Annotated in this window: 21 protein-coding genes; 7 read left to right on the plus strand and 14 right to left on the minus strand. The window is 68.6% G+C overall.

From position 1 onward, the window contains the following. Positions 1-194: 194 nt before the first annotated feature. Positions 195-1,625 carry an MFS transporter gene (locus D3226_RS06385; RefSeq protein ID WP_202381611.1) on the minus strand — a complete coding sequence of 477 codons (1,431 nt, stop codon included), beginning with the start codon at positions 1,623-1,625 and terminating at the stop codon, positions 195-197. A 91-nt stretch (positions 1,626-1,716) separates the two neighbouring features. On the opposite strand from D3226_RS06385, the gene D3226_RS06390 reads away from it, so the two are divergent. Continuing rightward, on the plus strand, positions 1,717-2,457 hold the full coding sequence (locus D3226_RS06390) for a TetR family transcriptional regulator (protein ID WP_202381612.1): 741 nt from the start codon (positions 1,717-1,719) through the stop codon (positions 2,455-2,457). Here the strand turns inward: D3226_RS06390 and D3226_RS06395 are convergent. After that, complete coding sequence (locus D3226_RS06395; protein ID WP_202381613.1) at positions 2,454-3,032, minus strand: CGNR zinc finger domain-containing protein; 579 nt, start codon at positions 3,030-3,032, stop codon at positions 2,454-2,456. The two genes, D3226_RS06390 and D3226_RS06395, sit on opposite strands and share 4 nt — an antisense overlap. Positions 3,033-3,084: 52 nt before the next feature. Here D3226_RS06395 and D3226_RS06400 point away from each other — a divergent pair, with 52 nt between their 5' ends. After that, complete coding sequence (locus D3226_RS06400) at positions 3,085-4,659, plus strand: FAD-dependent monooxygenase (protein ID WP_202381614.1); 1,575 nt, start codon at positions 3,085-3,087, stop codon at positions 4,657-4,659. Here D3226_RS06400 and D3226_RS06405 read toward each other — a convergent pair. Genes D3226_RS06405 through paaA form a run of 7 tightly spaced genes read right to left on the minus strand, consistent with a single transcriptional unit; the run spans position 4,619 to position 9,758 of the window. Then, complete coding sequence (locus D3226_RS06405) at positions 4,619-5,071, minus strand: hotdog fold thioesterase (RefSeq protein ID WP_202381615.1); 453 nt, start codon at positions 5,069-5,071, stop codon at positions 4,619-4,621. The genes D3226_RS06400 and D3226_RS06405 overlap by 41 nt on opposite strands. Then, positions 5,068-5,907: an enoyl-CoA hydratase/isomerase family protein gene (locus tag D3226_RS06410; RefSeq protein ID WP_202381616.1), complete on the minus strand. Its 840-nt coding sequence runs from the start codon at positions 5,905-5,907 to the stop codon at positions 5,068-5,070. Before D3226_RS06410 ends, D3226_RS06405 begins: the two co-directional genes overlap by 4 nt. 27 nt (positions 5,908-5,934) lie before the next feature. Continuing rightward, entirely contained in the window at positions 5,935-7,044 is a 1,110-nt protein-coding gene (gene paaE / locus D3226_RS06415; protein ID WP_202381617.1) for a 1,2-phenylacetyl-CoA epoxidase subunit PaaE, read from the minus strand. Positions 7,045-7,100: 56 nt separating this feature from the next. Next, a complete protein-coding gene (gene paaD, locus D3226_RS06420; protein ID WP_202382143.1) occupies positions 7,101-7,610 on the minus strand; it encodes a 1,2-phenylacetyl-CoA epoxidase subunit PaaD in 510 nt (169 codons plus the stop codon). Next, positions 7,604-8,431, minus strand: a complete 828-nt coding sequence (paaC, locus tag D3226_RS06425; RefSeq protein ID WP_202381618.1) for a 1,2-phenylacetyl-CoA epoxidase subunit PaaC — start codon at positions 8,429-8,431, stop codon at positions 7,604-7,606. Before paaC ends, paaD begins: the two co-directional genes overlap by 7 nt. After that, positions 8,428-8,733, minus strand: coding sequence for a 1,2-phenylacetyl-CoA epoxidase subunit PaaB (gene paaB / locus D3226_RS06430; protein ID WP_025134813.1), 306 nt, complete (start codon positions 8,731-8,733; stop codon positions 8,428-8,430). The genes paaC and paaB overlap by 4 nt, the downstream gene beginning before the upstream one ends. Before the next feature lie 47 nt (positions 8,734-8,780). Further along, complete coding sequence (gene paaA / locus D3226_RS06435) at positions 8,781-9,758, minus strand: 1,2-phenylacetyl-CoA epoxidase subunit PaaA (protein WP_202381619.1); 978 nt, start codon at positions 9,756-9,758, stop codon at positions 8,781-8,783. A 314-nt stretch (positions 9,759-10,072) separates the two neighbouring features. Between paaA and paaI the strand changes: the two genes are divergently transcribed. The 3 genes from paaI (at position 10,073) to D3226_RS06450 (ending at position 12,559) form a co-directional block, all read left to right on the plus strand. Further along, positions 10,073-10,462 (plus strand): hydroxyphenylacetyl-CoA thioesterase PaaI, encoded by a 390-nt coding sequence (gene paaI / locus D3226_RS06440; RefSeq protein WP_202382144.1) that lies wholly within the window; start codon positions 10,073-10,075, stop codon positions 10,460-10,462. Positions 10,463-10,550: 88 nt separating this feature from the next. Next, complete coding sequence (gene paaK / locus D3226_RS06445) at positions 10,551-11,855, plus strand: phenylacetate--CoA ligase PaaK (RefSeq protein WP_202381620.1); 1,305 nt, start codon at positions 10,551-10,553, stop codon at positions 11,853-11,855. 77 nt (positions 11,856-11,932) lie between these two features. Continuing rightward, a complete protein-coding gene (locus D3226_RS06450; RefSeq protein WP_202381621.1) occupies positions 11,933-12,559 on the plus strand; it encodes a TetR/AcrR family transcriptional regulator in 627 nt (208 codons plus the stop codon). A 58-nt stretch (positions 12,560-12,617) separates the two neighbouring features. Here the strand turns inward: D3226_RS06450 and D3226_RS06455 are convergent, their stop codons facing one another. Then, entirely contained in the window at positions 12,618-13,193 is a 576-nt protein-coding gene (locus D3226_RS06455; protein WP_202381622.1) for a MarR family winged helix-turn-helix transcriptional regulator, read from the minus strand. A gap of 146 nt (positions 13,194-13,339) precedes the next feature. Between D3226_RS06455 and D3226_RS06460 the strand changes: the two genes are divergently transcribed. Then, on the plus strand, positions 13,340-14,593 hold the full coding sequence (locus D3226_RS06460) for a ferrochelatase (protein ID WP_202381623.1): 1,254 nt from the start codon (positions 13,340-13,342) through the stop codon (positions 14,591-14,593). 59 nt (positions 14,594-14,652) lie between these two features. Here the strand turns inward: D3226_RS06460 and D3226_RS06465 are convergent, their stop codons facing one another. The 4 genes from D3226_RS06465 to D3226_RS06480 form a co-directional block, all read right to left on the minus strand. Beyond that, a complete protein-coding gene (locus D3226_RS06465) occupies positions 14,653-16,782 on the minus strand; it encodes an iron ABC transporter permease (protein ID WP_337248918.1) in 2,130 nt (709 codons plus the stop codon). Then, on the minus strand, positions 16,779-17,837 hold the full coding sequence (locus D3226_RS06470) for an iron-siderophore ABC transporter substrate-binding protein (protein WP_202381624.1): 1,059 nt from the start codon (positions 17,835-17,837) through the stop codon (positions 16,779-16,781). Before D3226_RS06470 ends, D3226_RS06465 begins: the two co-directional genes overlap by 4 nt. Before the next feature lie 50 nt (positions 17,838-17,887). Next, a complete protein-coding gene (locus D3226_RS06475) occupies positions 17,888-18,811 on the minus strand; it encodes an ABC transporter ATP-binding protein (RefSeq protein WP_202381625.1) in 924 nt (307 codons plus the stop codon). 254 nt (positions 18,812-19,065) lie between these two features. Beyond that, complete coding sequence (locus tag D3226_RS06480) at positions 19,066-19,902, minus strand: helix-turn-helix transcriptional regulator (RefSeq protein WP_202381626.1); 837 nt, start codon at positions 19,900-19,902, stop codon at positions 19,066-19,068. Positions 19,903-19,960: 58 nt separating this feature from the next. On the opposite strand from D3226_RS06480, the gene D3226_RS06485 reads away from it, so the two are divergent. Further along, entirely contained in the window at positions 19,961-20,860 is a 900-nt protein-coding gene (locus D3226_RS06485) for a serine hydrolase (protein WP_202381627.1), read from the plus strand. The last annotated feature ends 22 nt before the right edge of the window (positions 20,861-20,882 follow it).

Below are 20,882 nucleotides of genomic sequence, written 5' to 3' on the forward strand. Positions count from 1 at the left end.
GGCGGCGGCCCGGCCTGCGGTCAACACCCGTCAGGGTGGACGCACTCGGAGAGCTGGGCACGATCTCGGCGCAAGAGCGCGCGAGTGCCACCGGCGGTGCGGTGGCTAGTTGCCGTCCACTTCGATCAAATCCATGCGCCCAGTGTACCAGTGACAGCGCAGCAGAGTTCAGTTCTGCCCCAGCCAGAATCGGATCAGGATCGGGGCTGCCGCAGCGTGAGCGAGAACACGGCCCCGACAATGCTGACCGCAGCGGCGATGGCGAACAGGGTGGTGAACGGCTCGGCTGCTGCCGCCCCGCCGCCCGCGACTCCCGCGAGCACCGCGGTCGACACTGGGGTGCCGAGTGCGGAACCGACCGTGCGCAGCACGCCGTTCACGCCGAGGGCCGCCGCAATCTCGTCGCGCGGCGCGAGGCTCGCAACGAGATCGGCGACCACCGCAAAGCCGATGCCGTTGCCGAGGCCAATGAGCGAGAAGAACACGACGATCACGGCGAGGCTGCCGGGGGCGAGCGCGACCCCTGCGCTACCGAGCCCCATCACCGCGAGTGCGATGAGGGCGGTGAGTCGGGATCCCGCGCGAGAGATGAGCAACGGCGCAAGCCTGCCGCCGAGGAACACAAGAATGGCGCCCGGCAGGAGGGCGATTCCGGTCTGCGTGACCGAGAAGCCCTGCCCCACGCCGGCCCCGGTGGGAGCCTGCAGCAGCATCGGCAGTCCCACGTAGAAGAGGTACGGAACAAAGCCGAGGAAGAGCGTGAGCCCGTTCGTCACGGCGAGTGCGGGCCGCACGAGCGTGCGCACATCGATGAGGGGCGCTGCGGTGCGCTGCTCGACAAACGCGAGCGCGGTGAACGCGGCGAGCGCGAGGACGAAAAGCCCGATCACCGCAGCGGATCCCCACCCCCAAGCGCTGCCCTGCGAGATGCCCAGCAAGAGCGAGAGGAGCGCGATGGTGAGCAGGATGGTGCCCGGCCAGTCGGTGGGGGTGGCGACCCCGCGCTGCGATGCGGGCACCCACGCGACGAGGAGCGCGATCGAGAGGAGTCCCATGAGCGCGCCCGTGAGGAACAGCCACTGCCAGGACAGGCCTTCGACGATCACGCCGCCGACCACGAGTGCGGCGCCGGCGCCGAGTCCCATCGTGCCGCTCAGGAGGCCGATCGCGCTCCGTTGCGTGCTGCCGTCGGTGTGCCGCCGCACGATGGCAAGCGCGAGCGGGAAGGCGGCCATGCTGGCGCCCTGCAGCACGCGGCCGACGAGCAGGACGGGGAGGGAACCCGCGGTGGCGGCAAGAACAGCGCCCGCGACGAAGAGTGAGAAGGAGACAAGCAGGATCTTGCGGTGCCCATGACGGTCGCCGAGTGAGCCGAGGATCGGGGCGGCGACCGCGCCGCACAGGAGGTAGCTCGTGAGGATCCATCCGGCCACCGAGGGCTCGAGCGCGAACACACGGATGAAGGTCGGGAGCGCGGGGACGAGCAGGGTTTGCATCATCGAGAAGGTGAGCACCGCGATCGCGAGCGCGAACACGAGGCGACCGGAGTGTGCGGCGGGGCGCGCTGCCTGGGTCGTGGGCAGGGGGACTGGTGCGGTGCTCGGCTGAGATGCGGGGGAGGTCATGCGGCTCGAATCTGTGTGAGGTCAAATCTATTCGGAACGGAATGGTTCGTTCCGATAGAAGTGTAAGCGAAGTCCGGGTACCGTGGGAAGGGTGAATCTTCCTGAGTCTGATCCTGCGGAGGCTGGCCCGCTCCGCGGTCGCGCCCGCGAGGCTCGGTCCAACGACGAGTCGATCCTCCGCGCCGCCCGCGAGGTCTTCAGTGAGTGGGGGTGGGGGGCGCCCATGTCGGAGATCGCCGCGCGAGCGGGCGCGGGCGTGGCGAGCATCTATCGCCGCTACCCCAGCAAGGTGGAGCTCGTCAACGCGATCCGGGTGCTCTCGCTCGAGGAAATCTGCGCTCTCGCGGAGGCGAGCGCTCAGCTCGGCGGTGCCGACCCGGCCGCCGCATCACCGGACGTGTCCGCCCGCCCCTCGGTGGTGGGTGTCTTCCTGCGTCGTCAGGTCATTGAGGCGCCCGGCTCGCGCATGCCCACCTTCGGGCAGCACGTGGGCACGACGCCGGAGATTGATCGGCTCTCGGATCGGCTCCACGCCGCGCTTTCGGAGCTCGTGCGGATTGATCGGGATCGCGGAGTGATCCCCGCCGACTTTGGCCCCGCCGATGTGATGCTCACCATCACGCACTTGCGGCCGGTGTACGCCGTGCCGCGGGAGCGCGCGAACGAGCTGCACCTCCGCCACCTCGATTTCGTGCTCGCCGGCCTGCGCGCGCGTGCCGCCGGGCAGCGTGTGCCGGGTGCCGCTGATCCCGCCGAGCTCGGTGCGCCGACCAGCTGGGCTGAGTGGCTGCGGCTGAACAATGACGACGATCGCGAGCAGCCGCGCGGCTAGTGCGTGTGCGCGCCGCCCGGTGACCGTCGTTCGGCGCGGTGCGCGGCGACGCGCGTGCGCGTGGCGCAGCTCGGGGAGCAGAAGCGCTGGGGTGCGCGCCGACCCTCGTCGATGAAGGCGCGCTCGCAGCCCGGGGCCGCGCACAGGCCCCAGGCGCCGCGCCCGCGCTCGGCGAACCACTGGGCGAGCGAGGCCGCAGCGAGGGATCGGACGAAATCAGCTGCGCTTGACTCGATTGGGATCGCGGGCCGAGTCGCCCAGCGTCCGTCCGGGAGCTGGGTGAGTTCGGTGGGCGCACCGTGCGCGCGGAGGGCGGCGTTGAGGCTTGCGGCCACCCGCGCCGGATCGTGCTCCGCATAGATTGCGCGCAGCTCTGCCGTGGCCTCGGCAAGGCGCTCCGCGTGGGCGGCGCGTGCGCCAAGTGCCGCATCGCCGTGGGCAGCACTCAGCGCCGCCCAGCGAGTCTGCGCCGCGGCTGCGTCGAGCTCGGCCCACGGCTCGTTCACCACAGCCGTGATGAAGCGGAGGCCGAGTGGCCGGTCGTCGGGTGCGGGGGTTGCGCGGGGAGCTGGCATGCCCCTAGTGTAACGCTATAACAAAGTTTAAGCGTTACGAAAGGAGGGTGTGATGACGAAGCCCTCACCCGAGCGGCCCACGGGCGGCACACTGCACAGCGAGGTACACCGTAACGACGACCTGCACAGCGACGTCCTGATCGTCGGCGGCGGCCCGATCGGTCTCACCCTTGCCGTGCTGCTTCGCGCGCACGGCGTCACCGTGACCGTCGTCGAGGCGCACACCGCGCTCTCCACTCACCCGAAAGCCCGAGGCATCTCGGCTCGCTCGATGGAGACCTACCGTTCAGTCGGGCTTGAGCCGGCAATCCGCCAGGCAGCCCTGCCACGCGATGAAATCCGTTTCTTCCGTGGAGACACGCTTGTCGACCCGCAGTTCAGCCGTTCCGATCCGCCGGCCACGCACGGGAGCGACGCGACCCCGGCGCCCGGTGTGCTCTGCTCGCAGGATGCACTCGAGCCGGTTCTCCTTGCGGCTGCGCGTGATGCGGGAGCCGACGTGCGATTCGGGCAGCGAGTCACCGATCTGTCGCAGGACCAGGTGGGCGTGAGCGCCGTCGTCGAGACCGGCGATGGGCAGCGTACGCTGCGCGCGCGAGCACTCATCGGCTGCGATGGCGCAGGGAGCACGGTGCGGCGGGCCGCGGGAATCCCACTTCAGGGAGAGCGCGGCCTCGCGAGGTTCCTGTCGATTCGCGTCGTCGCTGACCTCACCGAGGTGGTGCGTGATCGGGCAGCGGCCTCCTACTTCCTCACCGGCGGCAAGGGTGGCTTTCTCGCGGTCGACAACCGCACCAACTGGGTCTACCAATACCCGCTCCCCGAGGGGAACGACGGCACACAGCTCGCGGACGATCCCGCTGCGCTTGTCCGGCTCGTGCGCGACGCCGCGGGGATCCCGGATCTTGCCGTCGAGGTGCGCGACACGATGGTGTGGCGCATGGACGCGCGCATTGCCGACACGTACCGCGCGGGCCGCGTGTTTCTTGCGGGCGACGCCGCGCACCAGACCCCGCCCACCGGTGGTCACGGAATGAACGTCGGCATCGGCGATGCCGACACGCTCGCGTGGCAGCTCGCGGCAGTGCTGCAGGGGGAAGCGGGCGAGGAGCTCCTCGACGCGTACTCGGCCGAGCGTCGCCCAGTGGGCGAGACGATCATCGCGATCTCGCGCGGCAACTTCGCGGGACAGTATGGGATCGACGACGAGCTGCTGTTGGGCACCCACTACGGCGCTGCCGAGCCGATCGCCGCGGGGGCGTACGCGCCGTCCGGCGCCGTCGGCCGCCGCCTGCCGCACGCGAGGATCACCGGAGAGCCGCGCGGGGCTTCAACGCTCGACCTCGTCGCGCGCGACTGGCTGGTGGTGCTCGCGGACTCACGTGCGAACGGCGCCGCCTGGGCCACAGCGGCTGAGCGCGCCGCGGTCGGATTCACCGCGCTCGCGCAGCCGGAGCAATTCGCCGAACGCGCCGGACTCGCGGGGCACGCAATGGATGACGCGGTTGGGCTGCTCGTGCGCCCCGATGGACACATCGCCGCTCGTCTGGTGCAACCCGACGAGATCACAGCCGCGCTCGCCGCAGCTATGCGGGGCGCACCGACTGGGGCTCCGGCGCGTCCTTGATGAGGTTCGTGATGCGAATCGTGCAGCAGCGCCGACCCTGCTCATCGCTCACGACAATCTCGTGCACGGCGAGCGTGCGGCCGAGGTGCACGGGCGTGCACACTCCGGTCACGTAGCCCTCGGTCGCCGAGCGCGTGTGCGTCGCATTGATGTCGATGCCCACCGCGAGGCGGCCAGGGCCGGCGTGCAGATTCGCCGCCATTGAGCCGAGTGACTCACCAAGCACCACGTAGGCGCCGCCGTGGAGAAAGCCGACCGTCTGGCGGTTGCCGCGCACCGGCATGCGTCCAACGGTCCGCTCGACCGTGAATTCCGTGAACTCGATCCCCATCGCCTCCGCCAGCTCGCCCGAACCATTCGCGGCCACCCAGTTTTCCGCGCCGGGGAGCGCGGTGCCCACGGGCGCGCTCATGCGCCGACCCCGTTGCCTGATGCGGCTGCGTTTCCCGATGCAGGCACGCCGTGGAACACGGGGCGGCGCTTCTCCTGGAACGCGGCGAAGCCCTCGCGGTAGTCATCCGTGTCGCAGAGCGCCGCCTGCGCGCGGTTCTCCGCAGACATCGACTCCCAGAGGCCGACGCGCTCATCGCGCAGCTGTCGCACGAGCTGCTTCGAAGCGCGGAACGCCTCGGTGGCGCCCGTCGCCGCGGTCGCCGCGACGGCGCGGGTGCGCTCGAGCACCTCATCGTCGGGGAACGACTGCGAGAAGAGTCCGGCCGCCACCGCCTCAGCGCCGCTCATGAGTCGACCCGTGAAGATCAGGTCGAGCGTGCGGTGCGCGCCGAGCCGCTCAACAAACAGTGCGTGGCCGCCAGAGTCGAGCGTTGCGCCGAGGTTTGCGAACGGGCTGCCGATCTTGGCGCTCTCCGCGACGTAGACGACATCGCTCGCAATGAGCAGGCCGAGCCCCACGCCGAGGCAGGCGCCGTGCGCCACCGCAAATGTGGGAGCGGGGAACTCGCTCATCCGCTGGAGGAGTGGCTGCACCCGGCCCTCCAGGTAACCGATCACATCGTCATTTCGCGGATCGACCCCCGAGATGTCGCGGCCCGCGCTGAACGCGCGCCCCTCGCCTCGCAGCACGAGCGCGCGAACGCCCGCCTGCTCAGCCTGCGCGTACGCCGCCGACAACTCGTCAAGCATCGCCGGGCTCAGCGCATTGAGACGCTCGGGTGCGCTCAGGGTGATCTCCGCGACGCCATCGGCGATCGCGAGGGTGACTTCAGGGGGAGCTGTTTCGCTCGTCATCGGAATCCTTCCGGGCTCGGCGTGCGGTTAGGCGTCGTAGTCGACGACGAGGCGTTCGGACTGCGGATGAGACTGACAGGTGAGCACGTAGCCGCGCTCTATTTCGTCGGCCTCGAGCGCGTAGTTCTCGGTCATGGAGACCGAGCCCTCGATCACGCGTGCACGGCATGTCCCGCACACACCGCCGGCGCAGGCGAACGGCACGTCTGGGCGCACACGCAGCGCTGCGTTCAGCACGGTCTCGTTCGCCGCGACCGGGCTCTCGACGGAGGCCGAAGTGCCATCGAGCGTGAAGTCGATCACCACGGTCTTCTCACCGCTCCGCACCTCAACCGGACGCGCGCGTGGCACCTGGGCGCCCGGCTCGCCGGTAGTGAAGAGTTCGAAGCGCACATGCGAGCTCGGCACCTCATGCTCGGCGAGCAGATCACGGCAGAGCTGCACCAGATCGAACGGGCCGCACAGCACCCACTCGTCGGCGCGACCCACAGGAATCACTTCGCGCAGAATCGTGCGGAGGCGCTCCTCATCGAGGCGGCCCGAGAGGATGGGGGCCGAGCGCTGCTCGCGCGACAGCACATGGTGCAGCGCGAATCGTTGCGGGTAGCGATCCTTCAAGTCTGCGAGCTCCTCGACAAACATGACGTCGACGGTCGAGCGGTTGGTGAAGAGCAGGTCGAAGCGCGAGGTGTCGCTCTGCGCGAGCACGCGGTGCGCCATCGTGATGATGGGCGTGATTCCCGACCCCGCAGCAATGCCGACAACGTGTCGGCCGGCAAGCTCATCAAGGTTCGACGTAAACGCACCCTGCGGCGTCATTACCTGGAGGGTGTCACCCGCCCGCAGCTCATCATTCACCCAGGTGGAGAAGACTCCGCCAAAGTCGCGCTTCACCGCGACGGAGATCTTCCCGTCGGCGGGCGGGCGGCAGATCGAGTACGAGCGGCGCAGATCCTCGCCGTCGATGGTGGTGCGCAGTGCGAGGTGCTGCCCCGCGAGGTAGCGGTAGTCTTCCGCGAGCTCCTGCGGCACCTCGAAGGTCACCTCCACGCTGTTCTCGGTGAGGGGGCGAACCTCGGAAACCCGGAGGTCGTGGAACGTCGCGCGCTTCTTTGCGCCGAGGTTGATGGCGGCCATGATGGTCCCTTCGTTGGCCGCAGCGCGGAGCGCCGCTGCCGATGAGTCTGGTGAGCCTAGTGGGCTTTGAAGTAGTCGAACGGTTCGAGGCAGGCCTGGCACTCGTACAGCGCCTTGCACGCGGTGGAGCCGAAGCGTGCCACTTCGCGGGTGCGCGTGGAATGGCAGCGCGGGCACTTCACGGCAAGCTGCAGGCGCACGGGGCCCTCGCCGAGCGCGGAGCGCACGTGCGGGGGAGCGATCCCGTACTCTTCGAGCTTGCGCTTGCCGGCCTCGCTCATCCAGTCCGTCGTCCACGCCGGTGACAGCGTCGTCGAGACGTCGACCTGCGCGTAGCCCGCCTCACGGAGGCGGGCGGTCACGTCGTCGCGCATCTGATCGATCGCGGGACACCCCGAGTACGTCGGGGTGAGCACCACCTCGGCGCCCGAGTCGGTGACACGCGCCGCCCGCAGTACGCCGAGATCTTCGATCGTCAGCACCGGTACCTCTGGGTCCGGTACCTGCGCGGCGATATCCCAGACGCGGGCTGCCGCGGGATCGGCGGGACGCAGCTCGGTTACCATGATGCGCCCGGGTGCCGCCGCGCGAGCCACTGCATCTCCGCGAGAATGTAGCCCATGCGCGTGCTGTGGACGCCTGAGCGGCCGCGTGCCCGTGCTGGCTTCACATCGGGAACCGCGAGGCCCGCCTCGTCGAACACGGTCTCGACCGCGTGGTCGAATCCGGCGCGCAGCGACGACGGGCGAGGTGCGATGCCCTCAAGTCGGTCGTTGAGCGGCTCGTCGGTGAAGAGCTCGGTGACGTGCGGCCACACGCGTTCGATCCCGACCACCATGCGTTCGCGCGACAGCTCCGTGCCGCCCGCGAGGCGCAGCACCCACTGGGCGGCGTGATCGAGATGGTACGCGACCTCGCGCTCGGCCTTCCCCGCAATCGCGCGCAGCGTCGCATCGGGGCTGTCGAGCAGCGCGCGGTAGACCTGAATCTGGTAGGCGGAGAACACGAAGAGTCGCGCGATCGTGTCGCCGAAACCACCGTTCGGCTGCTGCACGAGCCAGCTCGCGCGGAACTCGGGCTCGTCGCGCCAGTAGGCGAGGTCGTCCTCGGAGCGCTCGCTCGCGGTGCCCGCATAGTGCAGCAGGGCGCGCGCGTGGCCGAGCAGGTCGAGCGCCACGTTCGCGAGCGCCATGTCTTCCTCGAGCTCGGGTGCGCGGCTGATCCACCACGTGAGCTGCTGTGAGTGGATGAGTGCGTCGTCGCCGAGCCAGAGCGCGTACTCCGCGACATCGGGCGATGCGGTCGAGCCGTCGCCGGGAAGCTCGTCGGCGAGCCGCAGCTCGTCGACGCTGACCGTGCCGTGCTGGGTGTCGAGATCCTGGCTCACAGGTGCTTCACCCCCTCGGCCACCGTGTAGTAGATGGCGTGGCGGTAGTTCTTGCCGGCGGGCGACTCGAAGTACACGCCCTTCGAATCAGGGTCGCTCGTGGTGATCGCCGCGGCCGGCACCACCCAGATCGACACGCCCTCGTTGCGGCGGGTATACAGATCACGCGCGTTCCGCAGGGCCATGGCCTCGTCGGGGGCGTGCAAGGATCCGGCGTGCACGTGGCTCAGGCCGCGGTTCGCGCGGATGAACACCTCCCACAGTGGCCAGGCCTCGGTTCCCATTTCTCCGGGTGTCGACATCTTCGTCTCCTTGTCGTGCTGCGTACAGCTGTTGTGCTGCGGAAGAACTATGCGGCGAAGCGTGCGCGCTCGCGCTGCTTGCGGGCGTACTCGACCGCGGCCTCGCGCACCCACTCGCCCTCCTCGTGGGCGGTGCGGCGGTGGTCGAGGCGCTCGGCGTTGGCCGGGCCTCGGCCGTCGAGCACAGCCATGAACTCATCCCAGTCGATGGTGCCCGAGATCCACTGCCCGGTCTCCTCGTCGAAGCGCAGATCGGGATCGGGGCACTCAAGGCCGAGCGCCTCGAACTGCGGAACGCACATGCCCACGAAGCGCTGGCGCAGCTCGTCGTTCGAGAAGCGCTTGATCTTCCACGCCATCGACTGCGCCGAGTTGGGAGAAGCGTCGTCACTCGGGCCGAACATCATAAGCGCCGGCCAGTACCAGCGGTTCACCGCGTCCTGGGCCATCTGCTTCTGCTCGGGGGTGCCGTGCGAGAGCTCGTAGAGGATCTCGAAGCCCTGGCGCTGGTGGAACGACTCTTCCTTGCAGATGCGCACCATGGCGCGACCATACGGGCCGTAGGATGCGCGGCAGAGCGGCACCTGGTTGCAGATTGCTGCGCCGTCGACGAGCCAGCCGATGGCGCCCATATCGGCCCAGGTGGGCGAGTGGTAGTTGAAGATCGAGGAGTAGCGGGCCTTCCCGTCGATGAGCTTCTGCGTCATCTCCTCGCGGCTCACCCCGAGAGTCTGCGCCGCAGAGTAGAGGTAGAGGCCGTGCCCCGCCTCGTCCTGCACCTTTGCGATGAGGATGGCCTTGCGCTTCAGGCTCGGGGCGCGGCTGATCCAGTTCGCCTCGGGCTGCATACCGATGATCTCCGAGTGCGCGTGCTGCGAGATCTGGCGCACGAGCGTCGCGCGGTACTTCTCGGGCATCCAGTCACGCGGCTCGATGCGCTGGTCCGCCTCAATGATGGCGTCGAAGCGTGCCTGCTCCTCGAGCTCTGCCGGGCTCTGGGTCTCGGGTGTTGCCGTGTGTGCCATCTGCTGCCTCCTTGCGTCAGGGCTCTTCCGGTCTGCTCGCGCTGACGCCGGGGTGTCCCGGTCCAGCGCAAGGTGGTAGAGTTGCGGCCAGTTGAATTACTTACCGAACATTCAGTGAGTATAGTCTTCCTTGAGTACGATCGCAACGGAGCACCGCCCCAGGGGTTCCCGCGCCGATCACGGATCCCCAACGCAATGGAGCGCACATGAGTTCACTGCCGAACCCGTCCACGGTCACTGCCACGCAAGCGCCGCCGCGCGCGGAGTTGACCACAGCCGAGATCCCGCTCGATGCGAGCTGGTCTGCCACTGCGATGCTGCGCACCGATACGGCGAAGGAAGCGTTCGGTATTCGTGTACTCGAGCTTGAGCGCGGCCGAGCAGTGCTCGACATGCTGATTCGCGAGGACATGACGAACGGCTTCGGGATCGCGCACGGCGGCATGGTGTTCACCCTCGCCGATACCGCGTTCGCATACGCCTGCAATGAGGGCGAGAACGCCGTGGTGGCCTCGGGCGCCGACATTGCTTTCACCCGCGCAACGCACGCTGGCGACCTGCTCACGGCAGTGGCGGAGCGGCGCTGGCTCGCCGGCCGCAACGGACTGTACGACATCACCGTCACCGATCAGCACGGCGACACCGTTGCCGAGTTCCGCGGACGCTCGTTCGCGACCAACCGCGCACTCCCCGTCTCCGGCTGAGCGCTCGGGCGCCCCCGCGCCCCGCCCCGCGAGCGCACACCGCTCACCCCACCCACGTGTCCACCGCCGCACACCTGAAAGAGGACCCATGTCGACCACCTCACGCACGCTCGCCGAGATCGGACTGCACCCGGAGGAGCGCCTCGCGCGCCCCGAGCTGGAGCGCCTGCAGCTGCAGCGCCTGCAGTGGACCGTGCGCCACGCATATGAGAACGTGCCGTTCTACCAGCGTCGCTTCGACGAGGTCGGGGTGAGCCCCGAGGATATCCGCGAGCTGCGCGACGTTGAACGGCTTCCGTTCACCACGAAGAGCGACCTGCGCGACAACTACCCCTTCGGTCTGTTCGCCGTGCCGATGGATCAGGTGCGTCGCGTGCACGCGTCCTCGGGCACTACGGGCAAGCTCACCGTTGTCGGGTACACCGACCAAGATCTGGAGAACTGGGCGGACCTCATCGCCCGCTCGCTGTACGCCTCGGGCGTGCGTCCGGGGTGGAAGGTGCACAACGCCTACGGCTACGGGCTGTTCACCGGCGGCCTGGGGGCACACGCCGGGATCGAACGGCTCGGGTGCACGGTGATCCCGATGTCTGGCGGGCAGACGGAGAAGCAAGTGCAGCTGATCAACGACTTCCAGCCCGAGGCGATCATGTGCACGCCGAGCTACCTGCTGACGATCGCGGACGCGTTCGAGCGTGCCGGCCTCGACCCGCGCAAGTCGAGCCTGAAGGTGGCGATTCTCGGGGCGGAGCCCTGGACCGACTCGATGCGACAGGAGCTGGAGGCACGGCTCGACATCAAAGCCGTCGACATTTACGGGCTGTCCGAGATCATGGGGCCGGGCGTCGGCAATGAGTGCGTCGAGACGCAGGATGGGCCGCACATCTGGGAGGACCACTTCCTGCCCGAGATTATCGATGAGGATCTCCGGCAGGTACCCGATGGGCAGCAGGGCGAGCTTGTCTTCACGACGCTCACGAAGGAAGCCTTCCCGATGATTCGGTACCGGACTCGGGATCTGACCTCGCTCGGCGCCGGCACCGCGCGGCCCGGTCACCGCCGCATCGCAAAGATCACGGGGCGCAATGACGACATGATCATCCTGCGCGGCGTGAACCTCTTCCCGACGCAGATTGAGGAGATCGCGTGCGAGATCCCCGCGCTCACGCCGCACTTCATTCTTGAGCTGTCGCGCCGCGGCACGATGGACCACCTCGTCGTCAAGATCGAGCCGTCGATCGACGCTGGCCCGGCCGAGGCGGAGTCGGCCCTGCGTCTTCTGCAGAAGCGCATCAAAGATCGGGTGGGAACCTCCCTCGGCACCGAGCTTGTGGCGTGCGGCAGTCTGCCCCGCTCCGAAGGAAAGCTGAAGCGTTTGTACGACCTGAGGTAGCTTGGGTGGGTGCGGGCTTCTTGTCCGCACCCAAGCGCTGGGCGCCTGCGGAGGCGCGGGCCGGGAAGGAGTGGCCGATGGGGGCTTCCGAGGTGGCGACAGCAAGCCGACGTGGTCGGCCGGGCTACGACCAGAACAGCATGCTCGAGATCATCGTCGAGCTCTTTATGGACCGCGGGTATGACGCGTCGTCTCTCGACATGATCGCGAAGCGGCTGGGGCTCTCGAAGTCGGCCGTGTACCACCACTTCTCGTCCAAGGCGGAGATGCTGGAGATCGCGCTGGATCGCGTGCTCGGCGAGCTTGAGCGTGTGTTCGATGACGCCGAATCCGAAGAGACCGATGCCGTGCTCAAGATTCGCCGTATCGTGCGGGGGGCGGTGACCGTCGCCTGCGAGCGGCGGCAATACCTCACGCTGCTGCTGCGGCTACACGGAAACTCCGATGTCGAGTTGCGAGCGCTTGCGCGGCGGCGGGAACTCACCGCGCGGCTGAGCCGAGTGTTCGAGCAGGCCCGCGCTGAGGGCAGTGTGCGTGACGATGTGGCGCCGCCGGTCGCGGCCCGCCTTACCTTCGGCCTCGTGAACTCGCTCGTCGAGTGGTACCGCCCCGATGGTCCGGAGACCCCCGAGCAGCTCGCCGACACCGTGCTGAAGTATGTGCGCACGGGCCTGCGCGTGAACGAAGAGCGCGACTTCCGTTAGCCCCGCTGCGCGCGGGAGCCTACCCGCCCGCAGTCAGGCCACCCGGCGGGGCGTTGGCTCAGAGTGAGGCTGGGGCGGGGTGCAGGGGCTCGGGGCGCAGGAGCTCGGGTTGCGGCTGATCCGCGTCGAGCATGCCCTCCAAGAACTTGATGACGGTTGCTCGTTCCTCGGGCTCGAGCGCCGCGGCCACCGCGAATCGGCGCGCGTGCTGCCGACCAATCGTGTTGCTCGCCGTGCGTCGCGTCGACTCGGTCACCTCGATGCACACCGTGCGGCGATCGCTCGGGTGGGGGGATCGGGTGAGGTGACCCGCGGCGATCAGGCGATCCACCAGCTTTGTGGTGGAAGCGCTCGAGATATCGACCGCGCGAGCGATGTCCTTGGGGGTGACGACCTCACCGCGCTGCTGTGCGGCCATGATCATGCGGATGGCGCGCATGTCGGTCTCGTTGAGTCGCATGTAATCCGCGGAGAGCCTTGCGAGTGCTCGGCCGGCCTCCTGCCACGCGCCCAAGGCCTCCATGACCGCGAACGCCTGGGTGGTGTCTTCGGCGCTGAGCTCGTGGGCATCGAGCGTGCTTGGCGCGATGGATCGCTGGCGGATCGATGCGCGCTCCTCGCTGCTGTGGACCATCCTCCAAGTATACGATTTCTCGCCAAACTAATCTTTCGCTAAGCTAACGAAATGTGGTGTCGTGCAAGTCGGCAGAGCGTTCCGTCACATGTTCGCGGGCTGGCGCGACACCACAGCCATCTACCCCGGCTGAGTTGGAGAGCGCAATGAATGACACGTCCCCACAGGAGATCTCGAATTCCACAACTTCGCGGCGGGAGGAGAAGCCGCCTCAGGCCACGCGCGTGCACGTTGCTCCCGGAGCCCATGTGGCGTCGGCCACCCCGGCTGCGCAGGGTGGTGAGGCTCATATTGAGCGACCCGGAAGCTACGACGCCGTGCTGCTCTCGGGGTTCGGGGGACCGGAGGCCCAAGAAGACGTGCTGCCGTTCCTGCGCAACGTCACGCGCGGTCGCGGGATCCCGGACGAGCGGCTCGAGGAGGTCGCCCATCACTACCGGGCATTCGGGGGAGTGAGTCCCATCAACGACCACAACCGGGAGCTCCAGGCCGCGCTCGCCGCAGCGCTCGAAGCCGCCGGGATCGACCTGCCCGTGTACTGGGGCAACCGCAACTGGGCGCCGTACCTCGATGACGTGCTGGCGCAGGCCGTGAGTGATGGTGTGCGTCGGCTGCTGGCCATTCCCACGAGTGCGTACTCGTCGTACTCCTCGTGCCGACAGTATCGCGAGGACTGGGCCGACGCGTTGGAATCTGCTGGGCTGCAGGAGCAGCTACAGATCGACAAGGTGCGGCAGTTCTTCTCGCACCCCGGTTTCGTGCAGCCGTTTGTCGCGGGGGTGGCCGCCGCAGTAGCGGAGGCGGAGGCAGCGGGTTACGCGCGCGCTCAGATCGAAGTGTTGTTCTCGACGCACAGCATTCCGAGCGCCGACGCCGAGAACTCGGGGGCCGGCCTCTTTGCCGAGGTCGACGGTGGCGGCTATGCGGCGCAGCACCTCGCGGTCGCTGAACGGATCATGGAGGAGGCTGCGCCTGAAGTGGCCTGGCAGCTGGTGTACCAGTCGCGCTCGGGTGCCCCGACAACGCCCTGGCTTGAGCCAGACATCAACGATGCGATTGCGGAGCTCGAGTCGCGCAGCGCGGTGATCATCGTGCCGGTCGGGTTCGTGAGCGACCACCTTGAAGTGCTCTGGGATCTGGACCGCGAGGCGCGTGAGACCGCCGAAGAGCACGGGCTGTGGGTCCGCCGCGTGGCAACCCCTGGCGTGGATCCCGCGTTCGTTGACGGCCTGGTCGATCTTGTCCGGGAACGGGTGATCGGCCGTCCCGTCGGTCAGCGGGCGAACACCACGCGCATCGGCCCCTGGTTTGACGTCTGCCGCCCGGGCTGCTGCGCGAAGGGAGGCGCCGCCCCGCGCCCGGCAATCGCGGAGCTGATCCCGAGCGAGAGCGGGGAGTGAGGCGGGAGTCGGTACGCCGTGGAGTAGCTGCGCTGGGGAGTACCTACGCCGTGGGGCAACTACGCCGCGCGCCGGATCAGCCACACGAAGTATGGTGCGCCGATCAACGCGATCATGAGCCCCGCGGGGAGCTGCGACGGGGCGATCAGCGTGCGGCCGAGCGTGTCTGCGACAAGCACCAGTAGCGACCCAATGAGCATCGCGGCCGGCATGATCCGCGCGTGGCGCGCCCCCACCAGCGTGCGGGCAAGGTGTGGAGCGACGAGGCCAACAAAACCCACGGTGCCGACCGCCACCACCGCAACTGCGGCGAGCAGCGCGGCGAGTGCGAGCAGCCCGATCCGCGTGCGCTGCGGCTGGAGGCCCAGAATGCGCGGCGTGTCCTCGTCGATCGCGAGCAGGTCCAGCCGTCGGTGCATCGCGAAGAGCAGCGGCGCAACAACGATCAGCACGAGCGCAACCGGGATCACGTCGCCGAGCGACCTGCCATACGTCGTGCCGGAGAGCCACGTCAGAATACGCGGCGTCTCCCACGGTTCTGAGCGCAGCAGCAGGAAGGCCGTGACGGCGCTCAGTGCGTAGCTCGCGCCGATTCCCACCAACACATACCTGTCGGGGAGGAGCCCGCCGCGCATCGCAAGCAACGTGATGATGCAGAAGGTCGCGAGGCCAGCAAAGACGGCCATCGCGATGAGCATCGGGCGGCCCCCACCACCGATCCCGGTGGTCACGACGATCACGGCGCCGAGGCCGGCGCCCGCGGTGATACCGAGCAAGCTGGGTTCGGCAAGCGGGTTGCGCACCGTCCCCTGCACCACCACGCCCGAGAGCGCGAGTGCGGCGCCCGCGAGGGTGGCCGCGGCGACGCGCGGTCCACGCTCGTCAAAGGCTCGGGCCACAAGATCAGGGGCACTCTGGTTCACCCACAGTGCGATATCGCCAAGCTTGAGCCACATGCTGCCCGCGAGCATGCCGATGAGCAGCATGCCGATGAGCAGCGCGCCGGCGATAGCGACGACCACGAGAAAGTGCTTCCGCGTGCGCAGTGCCGAGCGCACGGTCTCCGCGATCCGCGCCGTGCCCGCATCGCGCATGCGAAGCGCGAGCAAGATGATGACGATGCCGCCGAGCAGCGCGGTGGGGATCCCGGTCGGGATCGCGGTCGCGCCTTCCGCGCCGAGCAGCGCCCGCAATGCCACGTCGGCGAGCAAGATGAGGAGGGCCCCGGCGAGCGCCGACGCCGGGATGAGCAGAGTGTGGCGGTAGAGCGCGGGGACCCGGTGTGCAACCAGGCGGACCAGCACCGGGGCGCCGAGACCCACGAAAGCGATCGGCCCCGCGACGGTCACCGAGATGCTCGTCAGGAGGACCGCGCAGAGCACCGCGACGGTCCGTGTGGAGCGGACGGGGACGCCGACCGCGGCGGCAGCATCCTCGCCCAGCCGCAGCACGTCCAGGCGGCGCGCGATGAGCAGCGCGACGATGATGGCGGCGACGATGATGGGGGTCGCGCGCAGGGATGCATCGATGTTCAGCTGCGCGAGCGAGCCGCTGCCCCAAGCGAAGAGCCCGGTGGTGTTCTCCTTGAACAAGATGAGCAGCATGGCCGTCGCCGCATCAAGCGCCATGGCGACGGCGGAGCCCGCAAGGATGAGCCGCGTCGTCATCGTGCCGGCCCCGCGGCCCGTCACCCCGAGGACAACCGCCGCCGCCAGCAGGCCCCCGACGAACGCGACACCGCTCGACGCCCAGAACGGCACGCTCAGGCCGAAGGCCGCGACCGCGGCAAGCGCGAAGTACGCGCCGGCACTGACCGCAAGCGTGTCCGGAGAGGAGAGTGGATTGCGGGTGACCGACTGGAGGAGCGCGCCCGCGGCGCCCAGCGCACAGCCGACCGCGATCCCCGCGCAGAGCCGTGGCAGGCGGGAACCCATGAACACGTCGTGCACGGACACGCCACCCACGTGCAGTTCCGCGCCGAACAGCCCACGGACGAGCTCTCCCGGCGTGAGCCCCGAACTGCCTTGGGTGAGGTGCCAGACCCCCACGGCGAGCACCGCGACGAGGAGGACGAGGATGACCCCGATCCCGCTCGCAGAATTGCTTGAGGGCACGCGGGAAACCCGGCGACGCGCCACCCCCGACTCGGGGCGGCGCGTCGCCGGGTTCGGCGCGGGAGCTGTGATCACTTCCCGGTGATGACGGCGACGAACGCGTCGATGGCCTGCTCGCCCGATCGGGGGCCGCCCGCGCCCCACACGCCGGACGGGAACTCGAACGCGCGTCCCTCCTTGACCGCGGGAAGCGCCGTCCAGATCGGGCTCTTCTCAAGGTTCGTCACGTAGTTGTCGGCGGTGCCATCGTTCGCGTAGATGAGGTTTGCCTCGCCCACAGCGATGAGCCCCTCGATGTCGGTCTGTGCGAGGCCATACGCGGGATCGACGCCGCCGCTGCCGTGCGCCTTGTTCACCTCGTCGCTCCATGCGCCGGTCAGCCCCAGCTCTTCGCCCAGCTCGGTGAAGAGGGCGCCCTCGCCGTAGGGGCGCACAACGACGTTGCCGCTCTCCATCCAGCCATCGAAGAACACGAAGTCGGTGGTCGTGAGCTCGACGTCAGCGACCTGTGCCTGTGCCTCGGCCAGGTGCGCATCAAACTCGGCGAGCACTTCCTGAGCGCGCGCCTCTCGGCCGGTTGCCTCGGCGATCTGGGTGAATACGTGCTTCATGTTGTCGATCTGGCCGTTGCCGTCGGCGCCCACCGTTGCGAGCACGGGCACCTCCTGCGCCTCGAGCTTCTTGAGGAGCTCGTTGTCCGCGCTGTTCGCCTCCATGACGATCAGATCAGGGTTCGTCGCGAAGAGCGCATCCAGGTCGGGCTCGCCGCGTTCGCCCACGTTCGCCACGCCCTCGGGCAGGGTCTCCGCGCTGACATAGGTCGCGTAGCCGTCGATCGACGCAGCCCCCACGGGGGTGACGCAGAGTGAGAGGAGATCCTCGGTCTGCTGCCACTCGAGCACCACCACGCGCTCAGCCGGCTTCTCGAGCTTCACCGTGCGGCCGAGGCTGTCGGTCACCGAGACGGGACCGGTGCTCGTCTCGGTGGTGTCGGCGGCGCAGCTTTCGGAGATCGCCGAGCCCTTCGGGTCTGCATCGGCTGAGGGGACGGTGGTCGTGCCGCAGCTGCTCAGGGCGAGCGCCGCGAGGGACGCGGCTGCGACAGAGGCGATTTTCAATGCGCGGGGCATGGAGGTGTCCTTTCAGGAACCGGTGATGGGGAGAACGAGAGATTGGCTGGTCACGCTGCGGGGATGCGAAGGCGCTCGCGACGCGGGCGTGGGATCGGATCGATGCGCAGACGCCCGCTCGTCGGATCGCGGTGCACCTCGACCTCCACTTCGTACGCGGCGGCTATGTGCGCCGCAGTGAGCACGGCATCCGGGGTACCCGTGGCGAGGATGCACCCTGAACGCATGAGCAGGAGGGTGTCGGCAATGCTTGCCGCGTGACCGAGGTCGTGGAGCACCACACCGACCGCGGCGCCGTGCTCAGCAGCGAGATCCTGAATCAGGTCGAGTGTCTCGACCTGATACCGGAGATCGAGGTGGTTCGTGGGTTCGTCGAGCAATACGACGCCGGTGTTCTGCGCGAGGCACGCGGCGAGCCACACCCGCTGCAGCTCGCCCCCGGAGAGCTCGCCGGCCGCGCGTTCGCCCATGTCGTAGATGCCTGTTGCGCGGAGCGCCGCATCGACGGCCGACTGATCCTCCGAACTCATGCCCGCAAAGCGACGCCGGTAGGGGTGTCGTCCGAACGCCACGACCTCGCGCACGCTCAGGCCCTGCGGCGCGGTGTGCGATTGCGTGAACAGGGTGACCTGCTGGGCGAACTCGCGGGCGGTGAGCGCGGCGGCGCTGCGTCGCTCCGGCCCGAGTGAAACCTCGCCGCTCTCTGCGCGGTGCAGTCGTGCGAGGCCACGCAGCAGCGTGGATTTGCCCGAGCCGTTCGGGCCGACAAGTGCGGTGACCTGTCCCGGACGCAGCTCGACGGAGACGCCATCGACCACTCGCCGCTGTCCGAAACCGAGCACCAACTCAGAGCCCTGCAGCTGAGGCTCGCGCCGCGAACCAGTCGTGTTCGCCGGGACGGTGGCGCCCGCGGCCGGTGCGGCGGAGGCCGGTGAAGCAGAGGCCGGTGAAGCGGAGTGGAGAAGAGCTGCCATGCGGTGGGTGTCCTGCGGTCGGGAGTCGGAAACGCAGGGATCCCGATGGCGATTCGCGCCCGTTCGAAAAGAGCTGATGATGCTTAGGGTTACCTTGCCTGATCAGCCTAGGGAGAATAGATGCGGTCCGCAATCAAGCCATTCCGCCAGCGAATACGGCGTTTCGGACATCGGCGGGTGAGATTGGGATCGCGGCGCGGCTACTCCGCTGTGTTCGTTTGCTCCGCTGTGTTCGTTTGCTCCGCTGTGTCCGTCTACTCCGCTGTGTCGCGCTGGCGGGCCTGGTACACGCCCGGGGTGATCCCCATCACGCGCTTGAACGAGGCAATGAACGTGCTGGGTTGCGCATATCCCAGTTGCAGCGACACCTCGTTCACCGCGTGGCCGTCCGCGATGAGCGAGAGCGAGTGGTGCACCCGCAGCACCTGACGCCACTGTAGGAAGGACAGCCCGGTGTGTGCGCGAAACATGCGGGTGATCGTGCGCTCGCTGATCCCAAGCAGCTGGGCCCACTCGCCGAGGGAGCGACCGTCGGTTGGGTCTTCGAGCAGCGCCGCCACGATGGGATCGACGCGATCTGCGTGAGGCGTTTGCAGCGCGAACTGCTGTTCCGCTGCGGCGAGCACGTCGAACACGACCGCTTCCGCGCGGAGCCGCTGCGGCGTTTCAAGTTCGCCGCGCTCCAGGTGCGTCAGCAGCGAGCCGAGCACCGGCGTGACCTCCACCACGGTCGCCGACTCAAACGCCGCCGCAGATCTTGCCGGTTCGAAGTACGCGTCGCACAGCTGGGTGCGAGTGGTCGTGCGCCCGGAGTGCACCGCGCCGGCGGGGATCCACACCCCGTAGCCGTCCGGCACCGTGACTACGCGATCCTCCAGCTGCACCGTCATCGTGCCGCCGCGCACCCACACCAGCTCGTGCTGCGGATGCGTGTGCGGTTCGATCTCCAGCGGCGTTGTGGTGCAGAGGCTCTGCGCGATGATGGCGAACGGCTCGGGCACGCTCTGCGGCGAGTTGGCTACCCGACGCACGAGCGTGCTCGGTTCGCGCCGCCACGCGCCTCGTGCGGCGGTGGCGGAGGTGTCCTGCATGCCCCCAGCATAGATATCGTTCTGGGGATGTCGCAGGGAGCGCGTGCACAATGGGCAGGTGAATACTTCAGCGCCGTGGGTGTGCGAGCAGATTGTCCGCGAGATAGACCGCATTGGGTTCGGAGCGCACGGCCTGCATGTACGCGTGGGTGGACCGGCCGGCGACACCGAGGCGGCGCATCGCTGGCAGCCGGATGTGCGCGAGGAGATTCACTCCGTGTCGAAAGCAGTGTGCGTGCTGGCGGCGGCCCTCGCGGAGGCCGAAGGGAAGGTGTCGCTCGATGCGCCGCTCGCGAGCTATGTCGACGGCGTCGCGTTCGGTGCCGGCGTGGGGGATCGCACGCTGCGTCACCTCCTCACCATGTCGAGCGGGATCGATCTGCCGTGGTCCGAAACCATGATGACGGATTGGCCCGACCTCGCCCACGAGTTCCTGGGCCGGGATGCGGCGGGGCACACATTCCAGTACTCGAACGCGAGCAGCTACGCGGCGATGTGGGTGCTGGCTGGCTGCGTTGGCGACGTCCTGGAGTATGCGCAAACCCGGTTGTTCGATCCGATCGGGATCCCTGACGTGACCTGGGCGCGTTGCCCCAACGGGCGTGTGCTTGCCGGTGAGGGGATCGCGCTGCGCACGGAGGAGATGGCTCGGCTCGGGCGGCTGATTCGGGATCGCGGGGTGTGGGGCGGGCGACAGCTGGTGCCCGCCGCGGCGGTCGACGCGATGCACAGCGATTGGCGTGCTGCTGGCGACTCGCCGGGGTACGAGCGCTATGCGATGGCTGGCTGGGACGGTCCGGGGGACGCCTGGCGGCTGCACGGCGCGTACGGGCAGTTGGTCATTCTGCGCGGCGACGCGGTCGTGACCGTGAGCGCGCACGACCACTTCGGCGCTGACGGCGCGGCCGCCGCGATCGTGGAGGTGCTGGCGCGGCGAGACGAGCGGCCCTCGCGCTGACCGCCCGTCCGCGCAGGGTAGC

This window comes from Leucobacter chromiireducens subsp. chromiireducens, from assembly GCF_016758255.1.
Classification (GTDB): domain Bacteria; phylum Actinomycetota; class Actinomycetes; order Actinomycetales; family Microbacteriaceae; genus Leucobacter; species Leucobacter chromiireducens.